The sequence below is a fragment of the Bradyrhizobium sp. CCBAU 45321 genome (assembly GCF_028128975.1).
GTDB classification, from domain to species: Bacteria; Pseudomonadota; Alphaproteobacteria; order Rhizobiales; family Xanthobacteraceae; genus Bradyrhizobium; species Bradyrhizobium yuanmingense.
The window spans coordinates 233,920-254,073 of the sequence record NZ_LFKZ01000129.1 but is presented as its reverse complement, the minus strand read 5'-3'; the positions used below and the strand labels follow the sequence as shown (position 1 = coordinate 254,073).

Annotated in this window: 13 protein-coding genes; 6 read left to right on the top strand and 7 right to left on the bottom strand. The window is 64.4% G+C overall.

Annotation, left to right across the window (positions count from 1 at the left end; all coding sequences use genetic code 11):
* Positions 1-13: 13 nt before the first annotated feature.
* A complete protein-coding gene (hpnH, locus tag ACM43_RS31015) occupies positions 14-1,174 on the bottom strand; it encodes an adenosyl-hopene transferase HpnH (RefSeq protein ID WP_128262668.1) in 1,161 nt (386 codons plus the stop codon).
* A gap of 36 nt (positions 1,175-1,210) precedes the next feature.
* Positions 1,211-2,137: a 4-hydroxy-3-methylbut-2-enyl diphosphate reductase gene (gene ispH, locus ACM43_RS31010; RefSeq protein WP_157281381.1), complete on the bottom strand. Its 927-nt coding sequence runs from the start codon at positions 2,135-2,137 to the stop codon at positions 1,211-1,213.
* 454 nt (positions 2,138-2,591) lie between these two features.
* Between ispH and ACM43_RS31005 the strand changes: the two genes are divergently transcribed.
* Positions 2,592-5,180 (top strand): MMPL family transporter, encoded by a 2,589-nt coding sequence (locus tag ACM43_RS31005; RefSeq protein ID WP_271545274.1) that lies wholly within the window; start codon positions 2,592-2,594, stop codon positions 5,178-5,180.
* Here the strand turns inward: ACM43_RS31005 and ACM43_RS31000 are convergent.
* Positions 5,148-5,810 carry a DUF2147 domain-containing protein gene (locus tag ACM43_RS31000; protein WP_271545273.1) on the bottom strand — a complete coding sequence of 221 codons (663 nt, stop codon included), beginning with the start codon at positions 5,808-5,810 and terminating at the stop codon, positions 5,148-5,150. The genes ACM43_RS31005 and ACM43_RS31000 overlap by 33 nt on opposite strands.
* 141 nt (positions 5,811-5,951) lie before the next feature.
* Between ACM43_RS31000 and hpnO the strand changes: the two genes are divergently transcribed.
* Positions 5,952-7,343: an aminobacteriohopanetriol synthase HpnO gene (gene hpnO, locus ACM43_RS30995; RefSeq protein WP_128262664.1), complete on the top strand. Its 1,392-nt coding sequence runs from the start codon at positions 5,952-5,954 to the stop codon at positions 7,341-7,343.
* A 37-nt stretch (positions 7,344-7,380) separates the two neighbouring features.
* Here hpnO and ACM43_RS30990 read toward each other — a convergent pair whose 3' ends face one another.
* Together ACM43_RS30990 and ACM43_RS30985 are read right to left on the bottom strand one after the other, a co-directional pair.
* Entirely contained in the window at positions 7,381-8,262 is an 882-nt protein-coding gene (locus ACM43_RS30990) for an alpha/beta fold hydrolase (RefSeq protein WP_271545272.1), read from the bottom strand.
* A 12-nt stretch (positions 8,263-8,274) separates the two neighbouring features.
* A complete protein-coding gene (locus tag ACM43_RS30985; protein WP_271545271.1) occupies positions 8,275-9,894 on the bottom strand; it encodes a GMC family oxidoreductase in 1,620 nt (539 codons plus the stop codon).
* A 172-nt stretch (positions 9,895-10,066) separates the two neighbouring features.
* Between ACM43_RS30985 and ACM43_RS30980 the strand changes: the two genes are divergently transcribed.
* Positions 10,067-11,239 carry a M20 aminoacylase family protein gene (locus tag ACM43_RS30980; RefSeq protein WP_271545270.1) on the top strand — a complete coding sequence of 391 codons (1,173 nt, stop codon included), beginning with the start codon at positions 10,067-10,069 and terminating at the stop codon, positions 11,237-11,239.
* Between the two features lie 105 nt (positions 11,240-11,344).
* Here the strand turns inward: ACM43_RS30980 and ACM43_RS30975 are convergent, their stop codons facing one another.
* Together ACM43_RS30975 and ACM43_RS30970 are read right to left on the bottom strand one after the other, a co-directional pair.
* Complete coding sequence (locus ACM43_RS30975) at positions 11,345-12,787, bottom strand: UdgX family uracil-DNA binding protein (RefSeq protein ID WP_271545269.1); 1,443 nt, start codon at positions 12,785-12,787, stop codon at positions 11,345-11,347.
* A complete protein-coding gene (locus tag ACM43_RS30970) occupies positions 12,787-14,022 on the bottom strand; it encodes a putative DNA modification/repair radical SAM protein (RefSeq protein ID WP_271545268.1) in 1,236 nt (411 codons plus the stop codon). Before ACM43_RS30970 ends, ACM43_RS30975 begins: the two co-directional genes overlap by 1 nt.
* Positions 14,023-14,184: 162 nt before the next feature.
* Between ACM43_RS30970 and ACM43_RS30965 the strand changes: the two genes are divergently transcribed.
* The 3 genes from ACM43_RS30965 to ACM43_RS30955 are packed head-to-tail and all read left to right on the top strand — an operon-like array spanning position 14,185 to position 19,935.
* Positions 14,185-14,973, top strand: a complete 789-nt coding sequence (locus tag ACM43_RS30965) for an ImuA family protein (RefSeq protein ID WP_271545267.1) — start codon at positions 14,185-14,187, stop codon at positions 14,971-14,973.
* Positions 14,870-16,465 carry a Y-family DNA polymerase gene (locus ACM43_RS30960; RefSeq protein ID WP_271545266.1) on the top strand — a complete coding sequence of 532 codons (1,596 nt, stop codon included), beginning with the start codon at positions 14,870-14,872 and terminating at the stop codon, positions 16,463-16,465. The genes ACM43_RS30965 and ACM43_RS30960 overlap by 104 nt, the downstream gene beginning before the upstream one ends.
* Positions 16,462-19,935, top strand: a complete 3,474-nt coding sequence (locus ACM43_RS30955; protein WP_271545265.1) for an error-prone DNA polymerase — start codon at positions 16,462-16,464, stop codon at positions 19,933-19,935. Before ACM43_RS30960 ends, ACM43_RS30955 begins: the two co-directional genes overlap by 4 nt.
* Positions 19,936-20,154 lie beyond the last annotated feature (219 nt).

The window sequence follows — 20,154 nt, the reverse complement described above, 5'->3', positions numbered from 1 at the left end:
CGGACTCTGCGTTTTACGCTGCCGTCGACGCCTTCTGCGCTGCTTTCGCCTGCGCAGCCGCAGCTTCGTCCTTGCGGATCTCCGAGAGCTTCTTCTGGACCTGCTCGGAGAAGATGTACTGCGCCGGGCGCTGCTTGGAGAGGTCGATTTCCGGCGCCATCGGGCCGCTCGTCCGCACGCCGCGCAGCGCCACCCACATCGCCTTCAGCGGGTTGTTGAGCGCTGCGGTCGCAGCCGTGGGCTCGTAGCCGCAATGGGCCATGCAGTCGGCACACTTCTCGTACTTGCCGGTGCCGTAGGAATCCCAGTCGGTGGTCTCCATCAGCTCCTTGAAGGTCTTCGCGTAGCCTTCACCGAGCAGGTAGCAGGGCTTCTGCCAGCCAAAGATGTTGCGCGCGGGCATGCCCCACGGGGTGCATTCGTATTCCTGGTTGCCGGCGAGGAAGTCCAGGAACAGTCCGGAATGCATGAAATTCCACTTCTTGCCCTTGCCCATCGCAAAGACGTCGCGGAACAGCTTTTTGGTCTTGGTGCGGTTGAGGAAGTGCTCCTGGTCCGGCGCGCGCTCATAGGCGTAGCCCGGGGACATCGAGACGCCGACGCCGAGCTCGGTGGTGAGGTCGAGGAATTTGGCGATCTCCTCGGCCGGGTGGCCGTCGAAGATGGTGGCGTTGACGTTGACGGTGAAGCCGCGCGCCTTGGCCGCCTTGATCGCCGACACCGCGCGGTCGAACACGCCCTTCTGCGACACGGCCTTGTCGTGGTGGTCGCGCAGGCCGTCGAGATGCACCGAGAAGAACAGATAGGGCGAGGGCTCGAACAGATCGAGCTTCTTCTCCAGCAGCAGCGCGTTGGTGCAGAGCGAGACGAACTTCTTGCGCTCAACGAGGCCGCGCACGATCTCGCCGATCTCCTTGTGAATCAGCGGCTCGCCGCCGGGAATGGCGACCATCGGCGCGCCGCACTCGTCGGCGGCGTCCCAGCACTCCTGCGCCGTCATGCGGCGGTTGAGGATCGCATCGGGATAATCGATCTTGCCGCAGCCGACGCAGGCGAGGTTGCAGCGGAACAGCGGCTCCAGCATCAGCACGAGCGGATAGCGCTTGCGGCCAAGCAGTTTCTGCTTGAGCAAATAGCCGCCGATACGCATTTCCTTGAAGAACGGGATGGCCATTACAGGTTTCTTTCTGGGCTTTTTAATTCGGGTGGGTCAGCTCGCGGCCAGTTGGGCCGGAAGCCGGAATTCGATGTTTTCCTCGCGGCCCGGCAACACCGAGACCTTTACCGGTCCGATCCGCCGCATCGCTTCGATCACGTCATCCACGAGTACCTCGGGCGCCGAAGCGCCGGCCGTGACGCCGACGGTCCTGGCATCCTTCAACCACTCCGGATTGAGCTCGCTGCCGTCGGCAATCAAATAACTCGCGACGCCGGCCTCAGTGCCGATTTCGCGGAGCCGGTTCGAGTTCGAGCTGTTGGCAGCGCCCACCACCAAGATCACGTCGACCAGCTTGCTCAAATCCCTTACCGCAGATTGGCGGTTCTGTGTCGCATAGCAGATATCCCGGATATCCGGACCTTGAATGTCTGTAAAGCGGGCCTGAAGGGCCGCGATGATGTCCTTGGTGTCGTCGACCGACAGGGTGGTCTGGGTGATGTAGGCCACTGGCGTATCCGCCGGCAGGGTCAGCGCCTTAACCTCTTCAACGCTCTGGACAAGCTGCACCGGCCCCGGGACCTGGCCCATCGTGCCCTCGACCTCGGGATGGCCGGCATGGCCGATCAGGATCAGGGTGCGGCCCTTGCCGATGTAGCGCTTCCCCTGATTGTGAACTTTCGTGACCAGCGGGCAGGTGGCATTGAGCACCGGAAGGTCGCGCGCGGCGGCCTCTTCCTCGACGCTACGGGCGACGCCATGGGCGCTGAACACCGTCACCGCCTTCGGCGGTACCTCGGAGAGTTCCTCGACGAAGATGGCGCCTTTGGCCTTCAGGCTCTCGACGACGTATTTGTTGTGCACGATCTCATGGCGCACGTAGACGGGCGGGCCGTACTTCTCCAGCGCCCGCTCCACGATTTCGATTGCTCGCACCACCCCCGCGCAGAAGCCGCGCGGTTGCGCCAGATAAACTTCCATTGGACGCCCCTCACGCAAGTTGCACCAATCCGCTCTTTGCAGTCCCCAAGCGGCACTCCGATACTGACCAATGAGTTGCAATATCCGCACCATTGGTTCGCGCCTGCGGTAGCCACCCACCCCTGTGGACGGCTCCGGCGCATGGAGGCGCAATACTTTGTGTCAAAAAATCGGCGGTAGGGGAAGGTGGAACCGCTGAGGGGGGCGTCAGAGGTATTTTAGTAGGGATTGCGGTATGCCTACGTGCGCGACATTCCTGCATAGTCCTTCGTCACGTTCCCGCCTCAACTCCCTGGCTATACCGGCCGCCCCGCATGATTTTGCCACGGTCTCCCGCCGTTTACCTCGAACCTTCTGGCGGCGAGAACCACCCAAAACAGCAATAGGTTTCGGCCGGGAACTCCGATAAACAGCGGGCGTTTCCGGCAAGCTGTTAACCGCAGAAAGAAAAGAAGTGCTGCAAAGCGTCGTCGTTGCCATCGTCAGGGCCTGCACCCGGTTTGCCTCCCTCGTAGTCGTTCTCGGGCTCCTGCTGTCGGTGGGGGCGGGCTATTACGCTGCGCGCCACTTCGCCATCAACACCGATATCAACTCGCTGATTGCCCAGAATCTGGACTGGCGGCAGCGTGACCAGCAATTCGACAAGGCGTTCGATCAGAACGAAATGATCCTCGCTGTGGTCGAGGCCAGGACGCCGGAAATGGCGAGCGCCGCGGCAGACGCGCTCTATGCCAGGCTGAAGGACGACAGGACCAACTTCCACTCGATGCAGCAGCTCGGCAGCGGCGCGTTCTTCGAGCGGAACGGCCTGTTGTTCCTGCCGACCGAGGAGGTCGGCAAGATCACCGGCCAGTTCGAAGCCGCCGCGCCGCTGATCGAGATCATGGCCGGCGATCCCTCGATCCGCGGCCTGACCGGGGCGCTGGAGACCGGCCTTGCCGGCGTCAAGCGGGGCCAGGTCAAGCTCGACAGCACCGAGCGGCCCTTCAACCTGATCGCGCAGACAGTCGAGACCGTGCTCAACAAGGGCAACGCCAGCTTCTCCTGGCGCGAACTCGTCAGCGACGAGCCGCTCAAGGACTCCGACAAGCGCACCTTCATCGAGTTCAAGCCGATTCTCGACTACAACGCGCTGGAGCCCGGCAAGGATGCGACCGACGCGATCCGGAAAGCGGCGGCGGATCTGGATTTTGCTGGCAAATACCAAGCGCGGGTGCGGCTGACCGGCCCGGTGCCGATCGCCAACGAGGAATACGCGACCGTTCAGGAGGGCGCTGTCGTCAACGCCGTCGGCACGATTCTCGTCGTGCTGGTCATCCTATGGCTCGCGCTGCATTCGTCGAAGATCATCTTCGCGGTGTTCGTCAATCTGTTCGTCGGCCTGGCGATCACGACAGCAGCCGGCCTGATGATGGTCGGATCGTTCAACTTGCTGTCGATTGCGTTCGCGGTGCTGTTCGTCGGCCTTGGAGTCGATTTCGGCATCCAGTACAGCGTCCGCTACCGCTCGGAGCGCTACAAGCACGACGATCTCGCCGGCGCGCTGGTGCTGGCAGCCAAGCGCTCGGCGGTGCCGCTGTCGCTGGCGGCGATGGCGACGGCCGCGGGCTTCCTCTGCTTCATGCCGACCGACTACAAGGGCATCGCAGAGCTCGGCCAGATCGCCGGCGTCGGCATGCTAGTGGCGTTCATCTCGTCGATCACCGTGCTGCCGGCGCTGCTCAAGCTTTTGAACCCGCCCGGCGAGCCGGAGCCGGTCGGGTACGCCTTCCTGGCGCCGCTCGACCACTTCCTCGAAAAGCACCGCGTGCTGATCGTCGGCGGCACGCTGCTGCTCGCGCTCGGCGGCCTGCCGCTGCTCTACTTCATGAAGTTCGACTTCAACCCGATGAACCTGCGCAATCCGCACGCCGAGTCGATCGCGACCTTCCTCGATCTGCGCAAGGATCCGAACACCGGGGCCAATGCCGTCAACGTGATGACGACGTCGGAAGAGCAGGCGAAGCAGGTCGAGGCGAAGCTGGAAAAGGTGCCTGAGGTGCTCAGGGTGATGTCGCTCGACAGCTTCGTGCCGCAGGACCAGCCGCCGAAGCTGAAGCTCATCGCGCAGGGCGCCAAGGTGCTGAATCCCGCCCTCAACCCCGATCAGATCGATGCGGCGCCGACGGACCAGGAGAATGTCGAATCGCTGAAATCTTCGGTCGACAATCTGCGCCGGACGGCGGGCGACGCGAAGGGCCCTGGCGCTGTCGCCTCACGCCGTCTCGCCGGCGCGCTCGAAAAGCTCGCCAGTGCCGACGAGGCCACACGCAACAAGGCGCAGGACGTGTTCGTCACGCCATTGAAGATCGTGTTCGATCAGCTCCGCAACGCGATGCAGGCCGGGCCCGTCACACTGAACTCATTGCCGCCCGAGCTCGTCAGCGCCTGGAAGAGCAAGGACGGCATCATCCGTGTCGAGGCGCTGCCCAAGGGCGATCCCAACGACAACGATACGCTGCGCAGATTTGCGGCAGCGGTGCTCCAGGCCGAGCCGACTGCGATCGGCGGGCCGGTCTCGATCCTGAAATCCGGCGATACCGTCGTGAAGGCGTTCATCCACGCCGGTATCTATGCGCTGCTGGTGATCGGGCTCCTGTTGTGGATCACGCTCCGTCGCTTCGTCGACGTGCTGATGACGCTGGTGCCGCTTCTGGTTGCCGGCGTGGTGACGCTCGAGATCTGCGTGTTGATCGGACTGCCGCTGAACTTCGCCAACATCGTCGCGCTCCCGCTGCTGCTCGGTGTTGGCGTGGCGTTCAAGATCTACTATGTCGTGGCCTGGCGCTCGGGCAGGACGAACCTGCTCCAGACCAGCCTGACGCGCGCGATCTTCTTCAGCGCGCTGACCACGGCGACCGCGTTCGGCAGCCTGTGGCTGTCGAGCCATCCCGGCACGTCCAGCATGGGCAAGCTGCTGGCGCTCTCGCTGGTGACGACGCTCGCCGCCGTGCTGCTGTTCCAGCCGGCCCTAATGGGCAAACCCCGCAATCTCAGGGAGTAGGCAGATGTCGCCGACCGGGTCGGCGGCGCCCTTCTGACCGGGCTTGGCTGCGCCGGCGGCCTTGGGAGCAGCAGGTGCAGGCGTGGTGGTGCCGCTCCCGGCTTGGGCTGCTTGGGCCCCTTGCCCCGCTTGCCCCCCTTGGGGCTTCGGCGCAGTGCCGCTGGATTTCGCTGCGCCCTTGGCCATGGCGTTGGCAGGGCTCGAAGGGATCGGCGGGCCGACCCGGGTCCAGGTTTCGCCGCCGCAGAGGAAGCCCATGACGCAGCCCTTGATCTCCAGCTGGTCGGGACCGGCCGGCGTAATGGTCGCGCTGTAGAGCTGGCCGTCCTTGGCGTTGTAGACCTGTCCTTCCCACTGGTCGACGCCAGGCTTCTTCTTCATGTCGATCAGGGTTGCCATGCCGAGCGTCGGCCTGTTCTTTTTCGAGACATCCGGATTGTTCTCGTCGCGTCCGCCGGGCTGCTTTTCCCAGGAAACCGCGCCCCACATGCTGCCATAGCATTGGGCGACGCGAATGTTGGCGACGCCGTCGGCGACCCGCCAGTCGCCGGTCGGATCCGCGGCGAGCGCGGGCGTCAGGCCGGCGTAACCGCCAGCCAGTATTAGTCCGGTGTAAAGGGCCAAACGCATGTGTGTTCCTTGGCAGTGCAACATGGTCTAAAGCTGTGCTTGCGAAGATGGTCCGAAAAAGGGCAAAAGGCCGCACAGACCGTTTTCAGCAACGGTCCGTTTTCAGTTGACGAGACCGCCCTCAACCGAAGTATGTAGCGGATGCACAGCCCAAATCCAGACATGTCTCAGCTATTCGCGGACCGTCAGGCCCAGCGCAGCACCCTGCATAACCGGTATCTGAACGAGCAGTTCGTCCGGGTTCTCAAGACCATCGGCTACGATGTCGGCTTTCAGAAGGGGCATGGGCAGTATCTCTACGACCGCGAGGGCGCGCGCTACCTCGACCTGTTGTCCGGCTTCGGCGTGTTTGCGATCGGGCGCAATCATCCGGTCATGCGCGAGGCGCTCAAGAGCGTGCTCGATGCCGACCTGCCCAACCTCGTCCAATTCGACGTCTCGACGCTCGCAGGTGTGCTGGCCGAGCGCCTCCTGAAATACGTTCCCTATCTCGACAAGGCGTTCTTCGCCAATTCCGGCGCCGAATGCGTCGAGGCCGCGATCAAGTTCGCGCGCGGCGCGACGGGGCGTCCCGGCATCGTCTATTGCGCGCACGGCTATCACGGACTGACCTACGGCGCGCTGTCGCTGACCGGCGATGCCAATTTCCGCACCGGCTTCGAGCCGCTGCTGCCGGGCTGCACCGCGATCCCGTTCAACGACCTGGCCGCGCTGGAAAAGGCGCTGGCCTCGCGCGAGGTCGCCGCCTTCGTCGTCGAGCCGATCCAAGGCAAGGGCGTCAACATGCCCAGCGACGAGTTCCTGCCCGGCGCGGCCGCACTCTGCAAGAAATACGGCACGCTGTTCGTCGCCGACGAGATCCAGACCGGCATGGGCCGCACTGGCCGCTTCCTGGCGGTCGAGCATTGGAACGTCGAGCCCGACATGGTGCTGCTGTCGAAGTCGCTGTCGGGCGGCCACGTGCCGGTCGGCGCCGTGCTGACGCGCAAGAGCATCTTCGACAAGATCTTCAACCAGATGGACCGCGCGGTGGTGCACGGCTCCACCTTCTCCAAGAACGACCTCGCGATGGCCGCGGGCATCGCCACGCTCGACGTCATGGAATCGGAGAAGCTGATCGATGCAGCCGCCAAGCGCGGTGCCGAGCTGCGCCTCGCGCTGACGCGCATGGTGCCGGGCTACGAGCTGCTCAAGGAAGTCCGCGGCAAGGGCCTGATGATCGGCATCGAATTCGGCCCGCCGAAATCGTTGCGCCTGCGGGCCTCCTGGAACGTGCTGGAGACCGCCAACAAGGGCCTGTTCTGCCAGCTCATCACCGTGCCGCTGTTCAAGGATCACAAGATCCTGACGCAAGTCGCTGGCCACGGCAGCCACACCATCAAGCTCTTGCCGCCGCTCACCATCACCGAGGAAGACTGCGCCTGGATCGAGCGCGCCTTCGACGACGTCATCGCCGGCAGCCACAAGGTCCCCGGTGCGATCTGGTCGCTCGGCAAGACGCTGGTGGACAACGCGGTGCGACGGTCGGCCTAGAGACGATCGCTCAGGCCGCCTCGTCCGCGGCCGAAACTTACCCGGCAAACTCGCGCACGGCTTCCACCACGTGCTCCGGCACTTCCTGCGCGACGCAGTGGCCGGCATTCTCGAAAACCCGCGTGGTCACGCCCGGAATCAGCGACACAGCGCGTCTCGCCATCTCCTTGTAGATTGGACCCGACTTCGCCGCTGTCGTGACGCGCACCGGACAGTCGAGCTTGGTGAGCGAGGCAAACGGATTGCCGCGGGCATCCCCAATGTAGACCTGCTCCATCGCCTCGTAGATGGGGAGCAAGATCGCGGCTTCGATTTCCGGCGTGCAGCAGAGCCGGATACGGCCGTCATCCAGGGGCGCGAAGCCGTGGCGCACATACGCCCGTAGCGAGGTTTCGGTCCAATCCGCAAACGCCGGTGCTGCGCGGTAACGTTCGAACACGGCGTCGGGACTGTCGAACTCGGCGCGTCGGCGCAGCGTGCCCTGCACGCGGGCGAGCGATTCCTCGCTCAATCCGCCGGAGCGCGCCGCGCGCGGGTCCATGACGGTCGGCTCCATCACGAACAGGCGCGCGAAGCGACCGGGCAGGAGTTTCGCCGCGAGAAGGAGATCGGTCGCACCCGCGCTGTGGCCGATTCCGTAGATGTCGCGGAGATCGAGCGTATCGACCACCCGGCAGATGTCGTCGGCGTAATCAAGGAAGTGATAGGCGCCGGGCTTGTGGCTTGCACCATGACCGCGGCGGTCGAGGGCATAGACGGTGTAGGTCGATGCGAGCTCGCGCGCGACCTCGTGCCAGACGTCGGCGACGAAACCGGTGCCGTGTACGAGCAGGGCAGGCGGCTTACCGCTCTCGCCCCATTGCAGCATGGCGATGTTGGCCTCGGCCGGGCCGATCGAGAAGCGGTGCGGGTCGATCATGGTGGCAAGATGCTACTTCGCATCCTCCAGGATCATCGTGGCGCCCTTCTCAGCGATCATCGCGGTCGGCGTATTGGTGTTGCCCGAGGTGATCGTCGGCATGATCGAGGCATCGACGATGCGCAGGCCGTCGAGGCCGTAGAAGCGCAACCGCTCGTCCACCACCGCCATTGGATCGTTCGCCGTGCCCATCTTCGCGGTGCCGACGGGATGGAAGATGGTGGTGCCGATGTCGCCGGCGGCTTTCGCGAGGGAGGCATCGTCGTCGCCGACGGAGGGACCGGGCAGATATTCGCTGGGGCGATATTTGGCCAGCGCTTTCTGCTGCATCAGGCGCCGCGTGGTGCGAATAGCGTCGGCGGCGACCTGGCGGTCGTCGTCGGTCGACAGGTAATTTGGCGCGATGATCGGCTTCTCGTCCGGGCTCGCCGAACGAAGGCGCACGTTGCCGCGCGAGGTCGGCTGCAGATTGCACGCGCTCACCGTGATCGCAGGGAAACGGTGCAGGGGATCGCCGAACTTGTCGAGCGAGAGCGGCTGCACGTGGAATTGGATGTTGGCGCGGGCGCGCGTCGCATCCGAGCGGGTGAAGATGCCGAGTTGCGACGGTGCCATGGTCAGCGGGCCGCGGCGGCGGAAAGCGTAGTCGAGCCCCATCAGGCCGCGGCGCAACAGATTGTAATAGGTCTCGTTCAGCGTGCGCACGCCCTCGACCTTGTAGATCGCGCGCTGCTGCAGGTGATCCTGCAGATTGCGCCCGACGCCGGGCTTGTCCATGACGATGTCGATGCCGAGCGGCGACAGCCAGTCGGCCGGTCCAATGCCGGAGCGATGCAGCACCTGCACCGAGCCGATGGAGCCTGCCGAGAGCACCACCTCGCGCTTTGCGCGCGCCTCGATGATCTCGCCGTTCTGGATGAAGCGCACGCCGACGGCGCGGCCCTGCTCGATGATGAGGCGGTCGACCAGCACGTGCTTCTCGAGCCGCAGATTGGGGCGCCTCAAGGCCGGCTTGAGGAAGCCGCGCGCCGAGGACCAGCGCCGGCCGCGCTTCTGGTTGACGTGGAAATAGCTGGTGCCTTCGTTGTCGCCGGTGTTGAAATCCGGGATGCGCTTGATGCCCATCTCCTCGGCGGCGTCACCGACCGCGTCGAGAATGGCCCATGACAGCCGCGGTGCCTCGATGCGCCAGCCGCCCCCGGCGCCGTGATGCTCGCTGGCGCCGAGGAAGTGATCCTCGAGGCGCTTGAACAACGGCAACACGTCGTCATAGCCCCAGCCGGTCAGGCCAAGCTGGCGCCAATGATCGTAGTCGGCAGCCTGTCCGCGCATCGAGATCATGGCGTTGATCGCCGAGCAGCCGCCGATCACCTTGCCGCGCGGATAGGCCAGCGAGCGGCCGTTCAGGCCGGGCTCGGCCTCGGTCTTGAACATCCAGTCCGAACGCGGATTGCCGATGGCGAAGAGATAGCCGACCGGAATGTGGAACCAGATCCAGTTGTCGTCGCCACCAGCTTCAAGGATGAGAACGCGGTTGCCCGGGACAGCCGACAGCCGGTTGGCGACGATGCAGCCCGCGGTGCCGGCTCCGACGACAATGTAGTCAAACTCACCTTCAAGTCGCCTCGGCATTCTGCTTCCACCCGGATGGTCTCTTTGCTTTCCGTTAATAGGCAGACGCAGCCGACCGGGACAAGCCCGGCCATGCCGGGTGAACAGGGCTAGGCCCCGATTGCCGGCGGTTGGGTGGACCGACGCTTGCATGGTAGACAGACCTTGCATTTCCAACAGCTCGAGACCTTCCATGCCCATCGTGAACCGCGTCGCCGACCTTCAACCCGATATCCAGGCCTGGCGGCGGGACATCCATCAGCACCCCGAGCTGCTGTACGATGTCCACCGCACCGCAGCATTCGTTGCTGACCGGTTGCGGGAGTTCGGCTGCGACGAAGTCGTGACCGGTCTCGGCCAGACCGGCGTCGTCGGCGTGATCAAGGGCAACAAGCCCACCGGCGAGGGGCTCAAGGTGATCGGCATGCGTGCCGACATGGACGCGCTGCCGGTCGAGGAGCAGACCAATCTGCCTTACGCCTCCAAGATCCCCGGCAAGATGCACGCCTGCGGCCATGACGGCCACACCGCGATGCTGCTCGGGGCGGCCCGCTATCTCGCCGAGACGCGCAATTTCGCCGGCGATGCCGTGGTGATCTTCCAGCCCGCCGAGGAGGGTGGCGCCGGCGGCGCGGCCATGGTCAAGGATGGCCTGATGGAGCGGTTCGGCATCGAGCAGGTCTATGGCATGCACAACGGCCCGGGCATCCCGGTCGGCTCGTTCGCGATCAGGCCAGGCCCCATCATGGCGGCGACCGACGAGGTCGACATCATGATCGAGGGCGTTGGCGGCCATGCCGCGCGTCCGCACAAATGCGTCGATTCCGTGCTGGTCGGCGCGCAGGTGATCACCGCACTGCAGTCGATCGTCTCGCGCAGCGTCGATCCCCTGGAATCGGCGGTCGTATCGATTTGCGAATTCCACGCCGGCAATGCCCGCAACGTCATTCCGCAGACCGCGACCCTGAGAGGCACCATCCGCACACTGTCGCCTGAGGTGCGCAAGCTGGTCGAGAAGCGCGTGCATGAAGTCGTGGCGGGCATGGCGCAGATCACCGGCGCCAAGATCGACCTGCACTACAAGCGCAATTATCCGGTCGTGAAGAATCATGCGGCGGAAACCGAAGTGGCACGGCGCATCGCCACGCAGGTCGCGGGCGAGGCCCATGTCCACGAGATGGCGCCGCTGATGGGCGGCGAGGATTTCGCCTACATGCTGGAAGCGCGGCCCGGGGCCTTCATCTTCTGCGGCAACGGCGACAGCGCCGGCCTGCATCACCCCGCCTACAATTTCAACGACGAGGCGATCGTCTACGGCACGTCCTATTGGGTGAAGCTGGTCGAGGAGCAGCTCGCGGCGTCGTAGGACCGGGTCCGAAGCACAGATGAAAGGGCCCGTGCATTCCACGGGCCCTTGTCTATTTGAGAGATCGGATCGTCAACAACGGCGTGAAGCCATTTCCCGCTGTATTCACGCAGCCCGTGCGGCCTTCTTCTGCAGGCCGGCGGCGATCTTCAGATCTTCGACGAAGCGCCGATATTCCAGAACCTTGGCTTCGGGATCAGGCAGTCGCAGCAGATAGGACGGGTGCACGGTCACCAGCGCCTTGCGGCCTTCGGGAAGCTCGATCAACCGGCCGCGGTTCTTCCCGATAGGGGTGATCTTGCCGAACACGCTTTGCGCGGCGGTGGCGCCCATCGCCACGATGAGATCCGGTTGGATTGTCGAAACTTCCCGCTCATACCATTGCCGGCACGCCCGGATCTCGGGTGTGTTCGGCTTCTGGTGCAGGCGAATCTTTCCGCGCGGCACGAATTTGAAGTGTTTCACCGCGTTGGTGACATAGACCTTCTTGCGGTCGACGCCGGCCTCCTCCAGCGCGCGATCGAGCATTTGCCCGGCCGGGCCGACGAAGGGATGGCCGGCGAGGTCTTCCTTGTCGCCGGGCTGCTCGCCGACCAGCATGATGTTGGCATTCTTCGGCCCTTCGCCGAACACGGTCTGTGTCGCGTCCTTGTAGAGATGGCAGGTGCGGCAATGCGCGGCCTCCTCGCGGAGCGTTTCGAGATCGTCGGCAGCTGGCTTGCGTCTCATCGGAGCCTCCGGCCGCTTCTGAGGCTTGTGCGGATCGGTTGCGGCATTGGCGATCATGGCGCCGGTCATGCGCTCGGCGTCTTCGATCAAGGGCTTAATGATCGAGGCCTCGGGCAGGTTCCTCCAATATTTCTTCGGCATCTCGGCCTGCATCGCCTTCACCTTGAGCCGGGCCGGATTGAAGATGCTGGCATAGTAGCGCCGCCAGGTTTCCTCCAGCCGGTCTTCGCCCGGCGCCTCGCTCTTGCTGACGCCCGGCGTGAAGGAGAGCGCATGGCCGTCCCAATGCGCGCAGAGGTCCGGCGTCAGGATCGACCAGGGCATGTCGGCAAAGCGCTTGGCGAAGAACGGCGCGGCGAGCTCGACGACGTGATGCTCCGGCTCGAACCAGGCGACGTAGTGCGCCTGGCGTTCCCTGCCGATCTCGCGGAAGCGCACGAAGGCATGCATCTTGTGCTCGTCGCGATAGACCGCTTTCGCCATGGCCGTGACAAGCGCGACATCGGGGTCGGTCGCGACCTCGATGAGATCGTGATTGTCCTTCAGCCGGAACAGCAGGCGATACAGGATCGCAAAGCGCTCGTTGTCGCGATGCAGGATCGCCGCCTTGGCAAGCTCGACGAATTTTGCCGAGACGGTGAACGTGCCGTCGTTCACCTCGAGGATCGGAGACGGCGCTTGCGGCGCGAACAGCTCGGCTTCACGGCCCTGCACGGTCCAGGTGGCCTCGCCGGGCGGCACGTGATGGAGCACGAGGCTACGCGCGGCTTTGCGCCAGCCGTCGAAATCGGTTTCGGTGTCGAGCATGATGTACTGCATCAGAAGCCAAATCCCAGTTGCGTTGCTTTCGGCTTGAACCGTTCGATCAGCCCGGCAGCATCGAGACGATGCGGTGCGGGACGGTGATCGCTGAGGACGATGAACGGCAGTGCCTTGTTGCGGGGCACATGCAGCCGCGCGAGGTCGGCGAGGCGGATCGTGGTGGTGCGCCGCGTCGCGAGGATGCGTTCGACCGTCCTGGTGCCGAAGCCCGGCACCCGCAGCAGCTCCTCGCGGCTGGCGCGGTTGACGTCGAGCGGGAAGCGGTCGCGGTGGCGCAGCGCCCAGGCGAGCTTGGGATCGATGTCGAGCGGCAGCATCGCGCTGTCGTCGACGATCTCACCGACGTCGAAGCCGTAGAACCGCATCAGCCAGTCGGCCTGGTAGAGCCGGTGCTCGCGCAGCAGCGGCGGCTGTATCAGAGGCAAAGCATGGCTCGCGTCGGGGATCGGGCTGAAGGCGGAGTAATAGACGCGCCGCAGCCGGTAGGCGCCGTAGAGATTGGCGCTGGTGTGGAGAATGGTGTGATCGGAGGCGCTATCTGCGCCGACGATCATCTGCGTACTTTGTCCGGCGGGCGCGAAGCGCTGCGGTTTGGCCTTTGTCTTCGCGCTGCGGCTGTCCTCGGCCTCGTCCAGCTTCAGCCGCAGCCGGCCCATGGTGCGGCGGATCGCGCGCACGTCCTTCTCCGGCGCGAATTGCTGCAGGCTCGTCTCTTCAGGCATCTCGATGTTGATCGAAAGGCGGTCGGCATACTTGCCGGCCTCGGCGATCAGCGCGTCGTCGGCCTCGGGAATGGTCTTCAGGTGGATGTAGCCGCGGAAGTGATGCTCCTCGCGCAGTTTTCGCGCGACGTTCACCACTTGCTCCATCGTGTAATCAGGGCTGCGGATGATGCCGGAGGAGAGGAATAGGCCCTCGATGTAATTGCGCCGGTAGAAGTCGAGCGTGAGCTTGACCAATTCGTCGATGGTGAAGCGGGCGCGTGGGACGTTCGAGGAGGCGCGGTTGACGCAATAAAGGCAATCGTAATTGCAGGCGTTGGTCAGCAGCACCTTGAGCAGGGAGATGCAGCGTCCGTCCGGCGCGTAGGAATGGCAGATGCCCATGCTTGGGGCGGTCGAGCCCATGCCCTTGCCGTCGCTGGAATCCCGCTTCTCGGTGCCGCTGGAAGCGCAGGATGCGTCGTATTTGGCGGCATCCGCCAGAATCTCCAGCTTGCGTTGTACGTCCATGTTTGAATCTCTTTGATTCCGCTCATGAATCTTTGGATGCGCCAATTCGATTGACTCTGCCGGCGCCGTTAGCTTTATATTAGAACATATCATGAACAAATGAGCCAGCTGCTGGTTCTCTTTTTGAGAGCCATCGGCAATCACCTCTGAGGAGCGGCGAGCATGAGCGGCGCACGTATGAGCGCGCTTGCGATCCTGCGCGGCCAGATCGAGCGCATCGAGACGGCGGAGGTCGTGCATCCGCGCGATCGCATCGCCCTCGGCCATGGCGCGGCCGACGCCGTGCTGAAAGGCGGGCTCGCGCGCGCGGCGATCCACGAGGTGTTTTGCGAAGGGCGTCAGGGCGCGGCTGCGACGGGGTTCGTCATGGGCCTTGCGGGACGCGTGAGCGCGCGCCGGCCGCTATTGTGGGTGCGGCAGGATTTTTCGGAGCTCGAAACCGGTGCGCTGTCGATGAGCGGGTTATCCGAGCTAGGCCTCGACCCTCGCCGTGTGGTGATGGTGCGCGCCGCCGATGTCGAGAGTGCGCTGCGCACCTCGGCCGACGCGCTCGCCTGCGATGCGCTGGGCGCCGTCGTGCTCGAGCTCTGGGGCGATGTCAGGCAGTTCGATCTGGTGGCAAGCCGCAAACTGACGCTGGCCGCGCAATCTTCCGGCGTTACCGGCCTCTTGCTGCGCATGGCGGCGCAGCCGCTGCCTTCGACCGCGGAGACACGATGGATGCTGCGTGCGGCGCATTCGCCTCCGGGCTCGATGTGGAGTGCCTGGGGCGCGCCGGTGTTCGATGCCGAGCTCTTGCGCAATCGTCATGGCCCGTGCGGCCGGTGGATCATGGAATGGAATTGTGATGAGTGCCAGTTCAGTGAACCCTCGACGTATCCTCAGCCTGTGGCTGCCGCGCCTGCCCATCGACAGGATCCAGCGGTTCGTTGGCAGCGCCGGGCTGGGTAAACCCAATCATGAGCCTGATATCGTCGTCATCAAGGACAACAATGCGCTGGTGATCCATGCGCTGGACGAGGCCGCCGAGCGCCTCGGTCTGTATATTGGCCAGCCGCTCGCCAATGCGCGGGCGATGTGCCCGGACTTGCGTGTGTTCGACGCCGATACCGTGGCCGATGCGAAGACGCTCAGCGATATCGCCGATTGGTGCGACCGTTTCACGCCGCTGGTGGCGCTCGATCCGCCGCACGGGTTGTTCCTGGACATCACCGGCTGCGCGCATCTGTTCGGCGGCGAGGCCGCGTTGTTGCGGACATTGGTCCGCGCATTAGCCCGTCAGGGCTTTGCCGTCAACGCGGCGATCGCCGGCACCTCGGTTTGTGCGCGCACGCTGACGCGGCAGGCCACGGGTACCATCGTGGCCGATGGCGGGGAGGCGGAGGCGATCAGGTCGTTTCCAGTCTCCGCGCTCGGTGCAGGTGAAGCCATCACCACCGGCCTGCGCCGCGCCGGGCTGAAGACCATCGGTGATGTCGCATCGCGCAGCGCCTCCGAGATCACGGCGCGGTTCGGCGCCCGGTTCTCCACGCTGCTCGCCCATGCGCTGGGGCAGGGCGATGCGCCGATCAGCCCGCGCAAACCGCCGCCCGATTACATCGTCGAAAAACGCTTTGCCGAGCCGATCGCGACCGACACCATGATCGCGATGACGCTGTCGCGGCTGGCCAATACGTTGATCGCGTCCATGGAGAAGCAGGGCAAAGGCGCGCGGCGGCTGGAAGCGGCATTCTTCCGCACCGATGGCGCGGTGCGTACGATCACGGTCGAGACTGGACGTCCGGTGACGCGAAGCGCCGTAATCGACCGCTTGTTCCGCGAGCGGCTCGATGCACTCGCCGATCCCCTCGATCCCGGCTTCGGCTTCGACATGGTGCGCCTATCGGCGAGCCGCACCGAGATCGTGGTGCAGGAGCAGCGCGATCTCGATGCCCATGTCCACGACAACGACGAGCTCGCCGCGCTGATCGACCGCATCGCCGCGCGCATCGGCGGCAAACGCGTCGTCGTGCACCTGCCGCAGGATACTCATATTCCCGAAAGCGCGGTGCTGGCCGCATCGGCGCAGCATCATCTCGCCGCTGCCATGCAGGCCGAATGGCCGGCGCGCGTCGCGAGCGAGCCGCCGCTGCGTCCCTTGCGCCTGTTCGACAAGCCGGAGCCGATCAAGGTGCCGTTCGCGACCGTGCCCGATGGCCCGCCGCATCAATTCACCTGGCGGCGCGCGCTGCATGCGGTGGTGCGGGTAGAGGGACCCGAGCGCATCGCGATGGAATGGTGGCGGCAGGACGGCAAGCAGCTGACGCGGGATTATTTCCGCATCGAGGATGCCGAGGGCCTGCGCTTCTGGATCTTTCGTGACGGTCTCTATGAAGGCGAGGTGTTCGACGGTGACGGCAAGCCGGCGTCTCCCGGCTGGTATGTGCATGGTCTCTTCGCATGAACAGCCCCGCTTATGCCGAGATCGGCATCACCACCAATTTCTCCTTCCTGCGCGGCGGCTCGGATCCGCGCGCCTATGTCCACCAGGCGAGCGCTTTAGGAATTCCTGTGATCGGCATTGCCGATCACAACACGCTCGCGGGTGTGGTGCGGGCCTACAAGGAGCTCGACAATGACAAGGTGCTGCACAAGCCGAAATTGTTGATCGGCGCCCGCATCGTCTTCGTTGACGGTACGCCCGACATCCTGGTCTATCCACGCGACCGCGCGGCCTATGGCCGGCTGTGCCAGCTCCTCACGAGAGGCAAGCGCGGCGACGACATCACGCGGATCGAGAAGGGGGAGTGCCGTCTCACCTTGGCCGATCTCCTGGAATTCTCGGAAGGCCAGCTCCTGGTGTTGACGTTGCCGCATCGTTTCGAGCCGGCGCGGGCGCTGGATGTCCTCGCAAAACTCAGGGATAGCCGTGCCGAGGGCGTGTGGCTCGCGGCGAGCCTGCTCTATCGCGGCGACGACAAGCGTCGCCTGTCGCGGCTTGATGATCTCGCCGCAAAGGCAAAGGTGCCGCTGCTCGCGACCAACGAGGTGCTGTATCACGATCCCCGCCGCCGTCCGCTCCAGGACGTGCTGACCTGCATCCGGGAAAAGACCACGATCGAGGCGATTGGGCGGAAGCTCGAGGCCAATGCCGAGCGCTTCCTGAAGACGCCACGCGAAATGGCGCGGCTGTTCCGGGATTTTCCCGAAGCGATCGCGCAGACCCTGCGCTTTGCGGACGCAATCGAGTTCTCGCTCGATCAGCTCAAGTACCAATATCCCGACGAGCCGGTGCCGCCGGGCAAGACCGCGCAAGGGCATCTGGAGGATCTGACCTGGGCGGGCGTCGACAAATATTTCGGCGGCAAGATCGGCGACAAGCTGCGCGCGACTCTCAACAAGGAGCTCGCGCTGATTGCCGAGCTGAAATACGCGCATTATTTCCTCACCGTGCACGATATCGTGCACTACGCGCGCAGCCAGAACATTTTGTGCCAGGGTCGCGGCTCGGCGGCGAACTCGGCCGTATGCTACGTGCTCGGCATCACCTCGGTCGACCCGACCAAGGTGGACCTCTTGTTCGAGCGCTTCATCTCCAAGGAACGGCTGGAGCCGCCCGACATCGACGTCGATTTCGAGCATTCGCGGCGCGAGGAGGTGATGCAATATGTCTACCGCCGCTACGGTCGCCACCGCGCCGCGATCATCGCCACCGTCATCCATTATCGCCCGCGCAGCGCCATCCGCGACGTCGGCAAGGCGCTCGGCCTGACCGAGGACGTCACCGCCGCGCTCGCCGACACCGTCTGGGGCAGCTGGGGCAAGGGCCTCAACGACATGCAGGTCCGGCAGGCCGGGCTTGATCCCGGCAATCCCATGATCAATCTCGCGGTCGAGCTTGCGACCGAGCTGATCGAATTCCCGCGCCATCTGTCCCAGCATGTCGGCGGCTATGTGCTGACGCAGGACCGGCTCGACACCTATGTGCCGATCGGCAATGCCGCGATGGACGATCGCACCTTCATCGAATGGGACAAGGACGACGTCGACGCGCTGAGCATGATGAAGGTCGACGTGCTCGCCCTGGGTATGCTGACCTGCATCAGGAAATGTTTTGATCTCATCGACCAGCACAAGGGCGAGCGTTTTGTGCTGGCGAGCGTCCCCCAGGACGACCCCAGGGTTTACGACATGCTGTGCCGCGGGGAATCGCTCGGCGTGTTCCAGGTCGAAAGCCGCGCCCAGATGAACATGCTGCCACGGCTGAAGCCGCGCACCTTCTACGATCTCGTCATCGAGGTCGCGATCGTGCGCCCCGGGCCGATCCAGGGCGACATGGTGCATCCTTACTTGCGGCGGCGGAACGGGCTCGAGAAGGTGAGCTACCCCTCGCCGTCGCCGGAGCATGGCGACAAGGACGAGCTCTACAAGGTGCTGCACAAGACGCTCGGTGTCCCGCTGTTCCAGGAGCAGGCGATGCGCATTGCAATCGAGGCCGCGCACTTCACCTCCGAGGAAGCCAACGGCCTGCGCCGCTCGATGGCGACCTTCCGCAATGTCGGCACTATCGGCCAGTACGAGGAGAAGCTGATCGGCAACATGGTCGCCCGCGGCTACGATCCCAATTTCGCCAAGAGCTGCTTTGACCAGATCAAGGGATTTGGCTCCTACGGCTTCCCGGAGAGCCATGCTGCGAGCTTTGCACAGCTGGTCTATATCTCGTCATGGCTGAAGCACTATCACCCCGACGCCTTCTGCTGCAGCCTGTTGAACTCGCAGCCGATGGGCTTCTATGCACCGGCGCAGATCGTCGGCGATGCCCGCAAGAACGGCGTCGAGGTACGCGACATCGACGTGTCCTACAGCTTTGCGCAGAACACGCTGGAGGAGGGGAGCGGCAAATTCTGCGCCGTGCGGCTGGGCTTCCGCCAGATCGATGGATTTCATTGGCTGGACGAGGATGAGGAGCGCCTGAAGCGCTCTCAGCTGTCATTCCATAGCGATGCGCCAGCGTCGAGCCCGGAATCCACGATCGGGAGTATGGATTCTAAGGTGCGCAATTGCGCACCAGAGCTCGCGCCAAGATGCGCGCCCCGGAATGACGACGTGGAGAGAGTGCCCGACTGGGCCGACCGCATCGTCGCCGCGCGCAACCGTCGTCCCTTCACCTCGCTGGAGGATTTCGCCCGCGACACCGGCCTGCCCAAGCGCGCGCTGATCCTCTTGGCGGATGCCGATGCGTTCCGCTCGCTCGGGCTCGATCGCCGCGAAGCGCTGTGGCAGGTGCGGCGGCTGCCTGACGACATGCCGCTGCCGCTATTCGAGGCGGCGACCGCGCGCGAGCAGCCGGACGAAGGCGCAAAGCCGCTGCCGGTGATGCCGCGCGCAGAGCAGGTGGTTGCCGACTACCAGACCATCCGCCTGTCGCTGAAGGGACATCCGATGGAATTCTTGCGTGAGATGTTTACGCGCGAGCGTATCGTCGCCTGCAAGGAGATCAGCCATGAGAACGAGCGGCGACGCGTCCGCTGCGCCGGCGTGGTCCTGGTGCGACAGCGGCCGGGCAGCGCCAGCGGCGTCGTGTTCATGACGCTGGAGGACGAAACCGGCATCGCCAATGTCGTGGTCTGGCCCAAGATCATGGAGCAGTACCGGAAAGAGGTGATGGGCGCACGCCTCATCCTGGTCGAAGGCTACATCCAGAGCAGCCCGGAGAAGGTGACGCATCTCATCGCCCAGCGCATGGTCGACCGCTCGCACGATCTGGTCGGATTGGCCAACGATGCGCTCGGCCGCAAGCATCCGCTGCCCGCCGGCGCCACCGTGGTCGAGCCGCTCAACGAAGATCCCCGCGCGCTTACGGACATGCCTGCGCAAAAAATCCGCCACCCCCGCAACGTCCGCATCCTGCCGCCGTCGCGGGATTTCCATTGAGGCTCGTGCCTCTCGCAAAGCTGCAGTAGGGTGGACAAAGGCGCGTAAGCGCCGTGCCCACCTTAGAGCATGATCCGGAAAAGTGTGAAGCGGTTTTCCGAAAAGATCATGCTCAAACAATAACCTAAAGCGCGATGACGAATAATCCTAATCGCATCGCGCTTTAGCATCTCGTTGCGAAAGCGGTGGGCACGCTTCGCTTTGCCACCCTACAAGCTC

Coding starts and splice junctions, on each gene's coding strand:
- hpnH (WP_128262668.1), bottom strand. CDS start 1,174: ATGGCCATCCCGTTCTTCAAGGAAATGCGTATCGGCGGCTATTTGCTC.
- ispH (WP_157281381.1), bottom strand. CDS start 2,137: ATGGAAGTTTATCTGGCGCAACCGCGCGGCTTCTGCGCGGGGGTGGTG.
- ACM43_RS31000 (WP_271545273.1), bottom strand. CDS start 5,810: ATGCGTTTGGCCCTTTACACCGGACTAATACTGGCTGGCGGTTACGCC.
- hpnO (WP_128262664.1), top strand. CDS start 5,952: ATGCACAGCCCAAATCCAGACATGTCTCAGCTATTCGCGGACCGTCAG.
- ACM43_RS30990 (WP_271545272.1), bottom strand. CDS start 8,262: ATGATCGACCCGCACCGCTTCTCGATCGGCCCGGCCGAGGCCAACATC.
- ACM43_RS30985 (WP_271545271.1), bottom strand. CDS start 9,894: ATGCCGAGGCGACTTGAAGGTGAGTTTGACTACATTGTCGTCGGAGCC.
- ACM43_RS30980 (WP_271545270.1), top strand. CDS start 10,067: ATGCCCATCGTGAACCGCGTCGCCGACCTTCAACCCGATATCCAGGCC.
- ACM43_RS30975 (WP_271545269.1), bottom strand. CDS start 12,787: ATGCAGTACATCATGCTCGACACCGAAACCGATTTCGACGGCTGGCGC.
- ACM43_RS30970 (WP_271545268.1), bottom strand. CDS start 14,022: ATGGACGTACAACGCAAGCTGGAGATTCTGGCGGATGCCGCCAAATAC.
- ACM43_RS30965 (WP_271545267.1), top strand. CDS start 14,185: ATGAGCGGCGCACGTATGAGCGCGCTTGCGATCCTGCGCGGCCAGATC.
- ACM43_RS30960 (WP_271545266.1), top strand. CDS start 14,870: ATGAGTGCCAGTTCAGTGAACCCTCGACGTATCCTCAGCCTGTGGCTG.
- ACM43_RS30955 (WP_271545265.1), top strand. CDS start 16,462: ATGAACAGCCCCGCTTATGCCGAGATCGGCATCACCACCAATTTCTCC.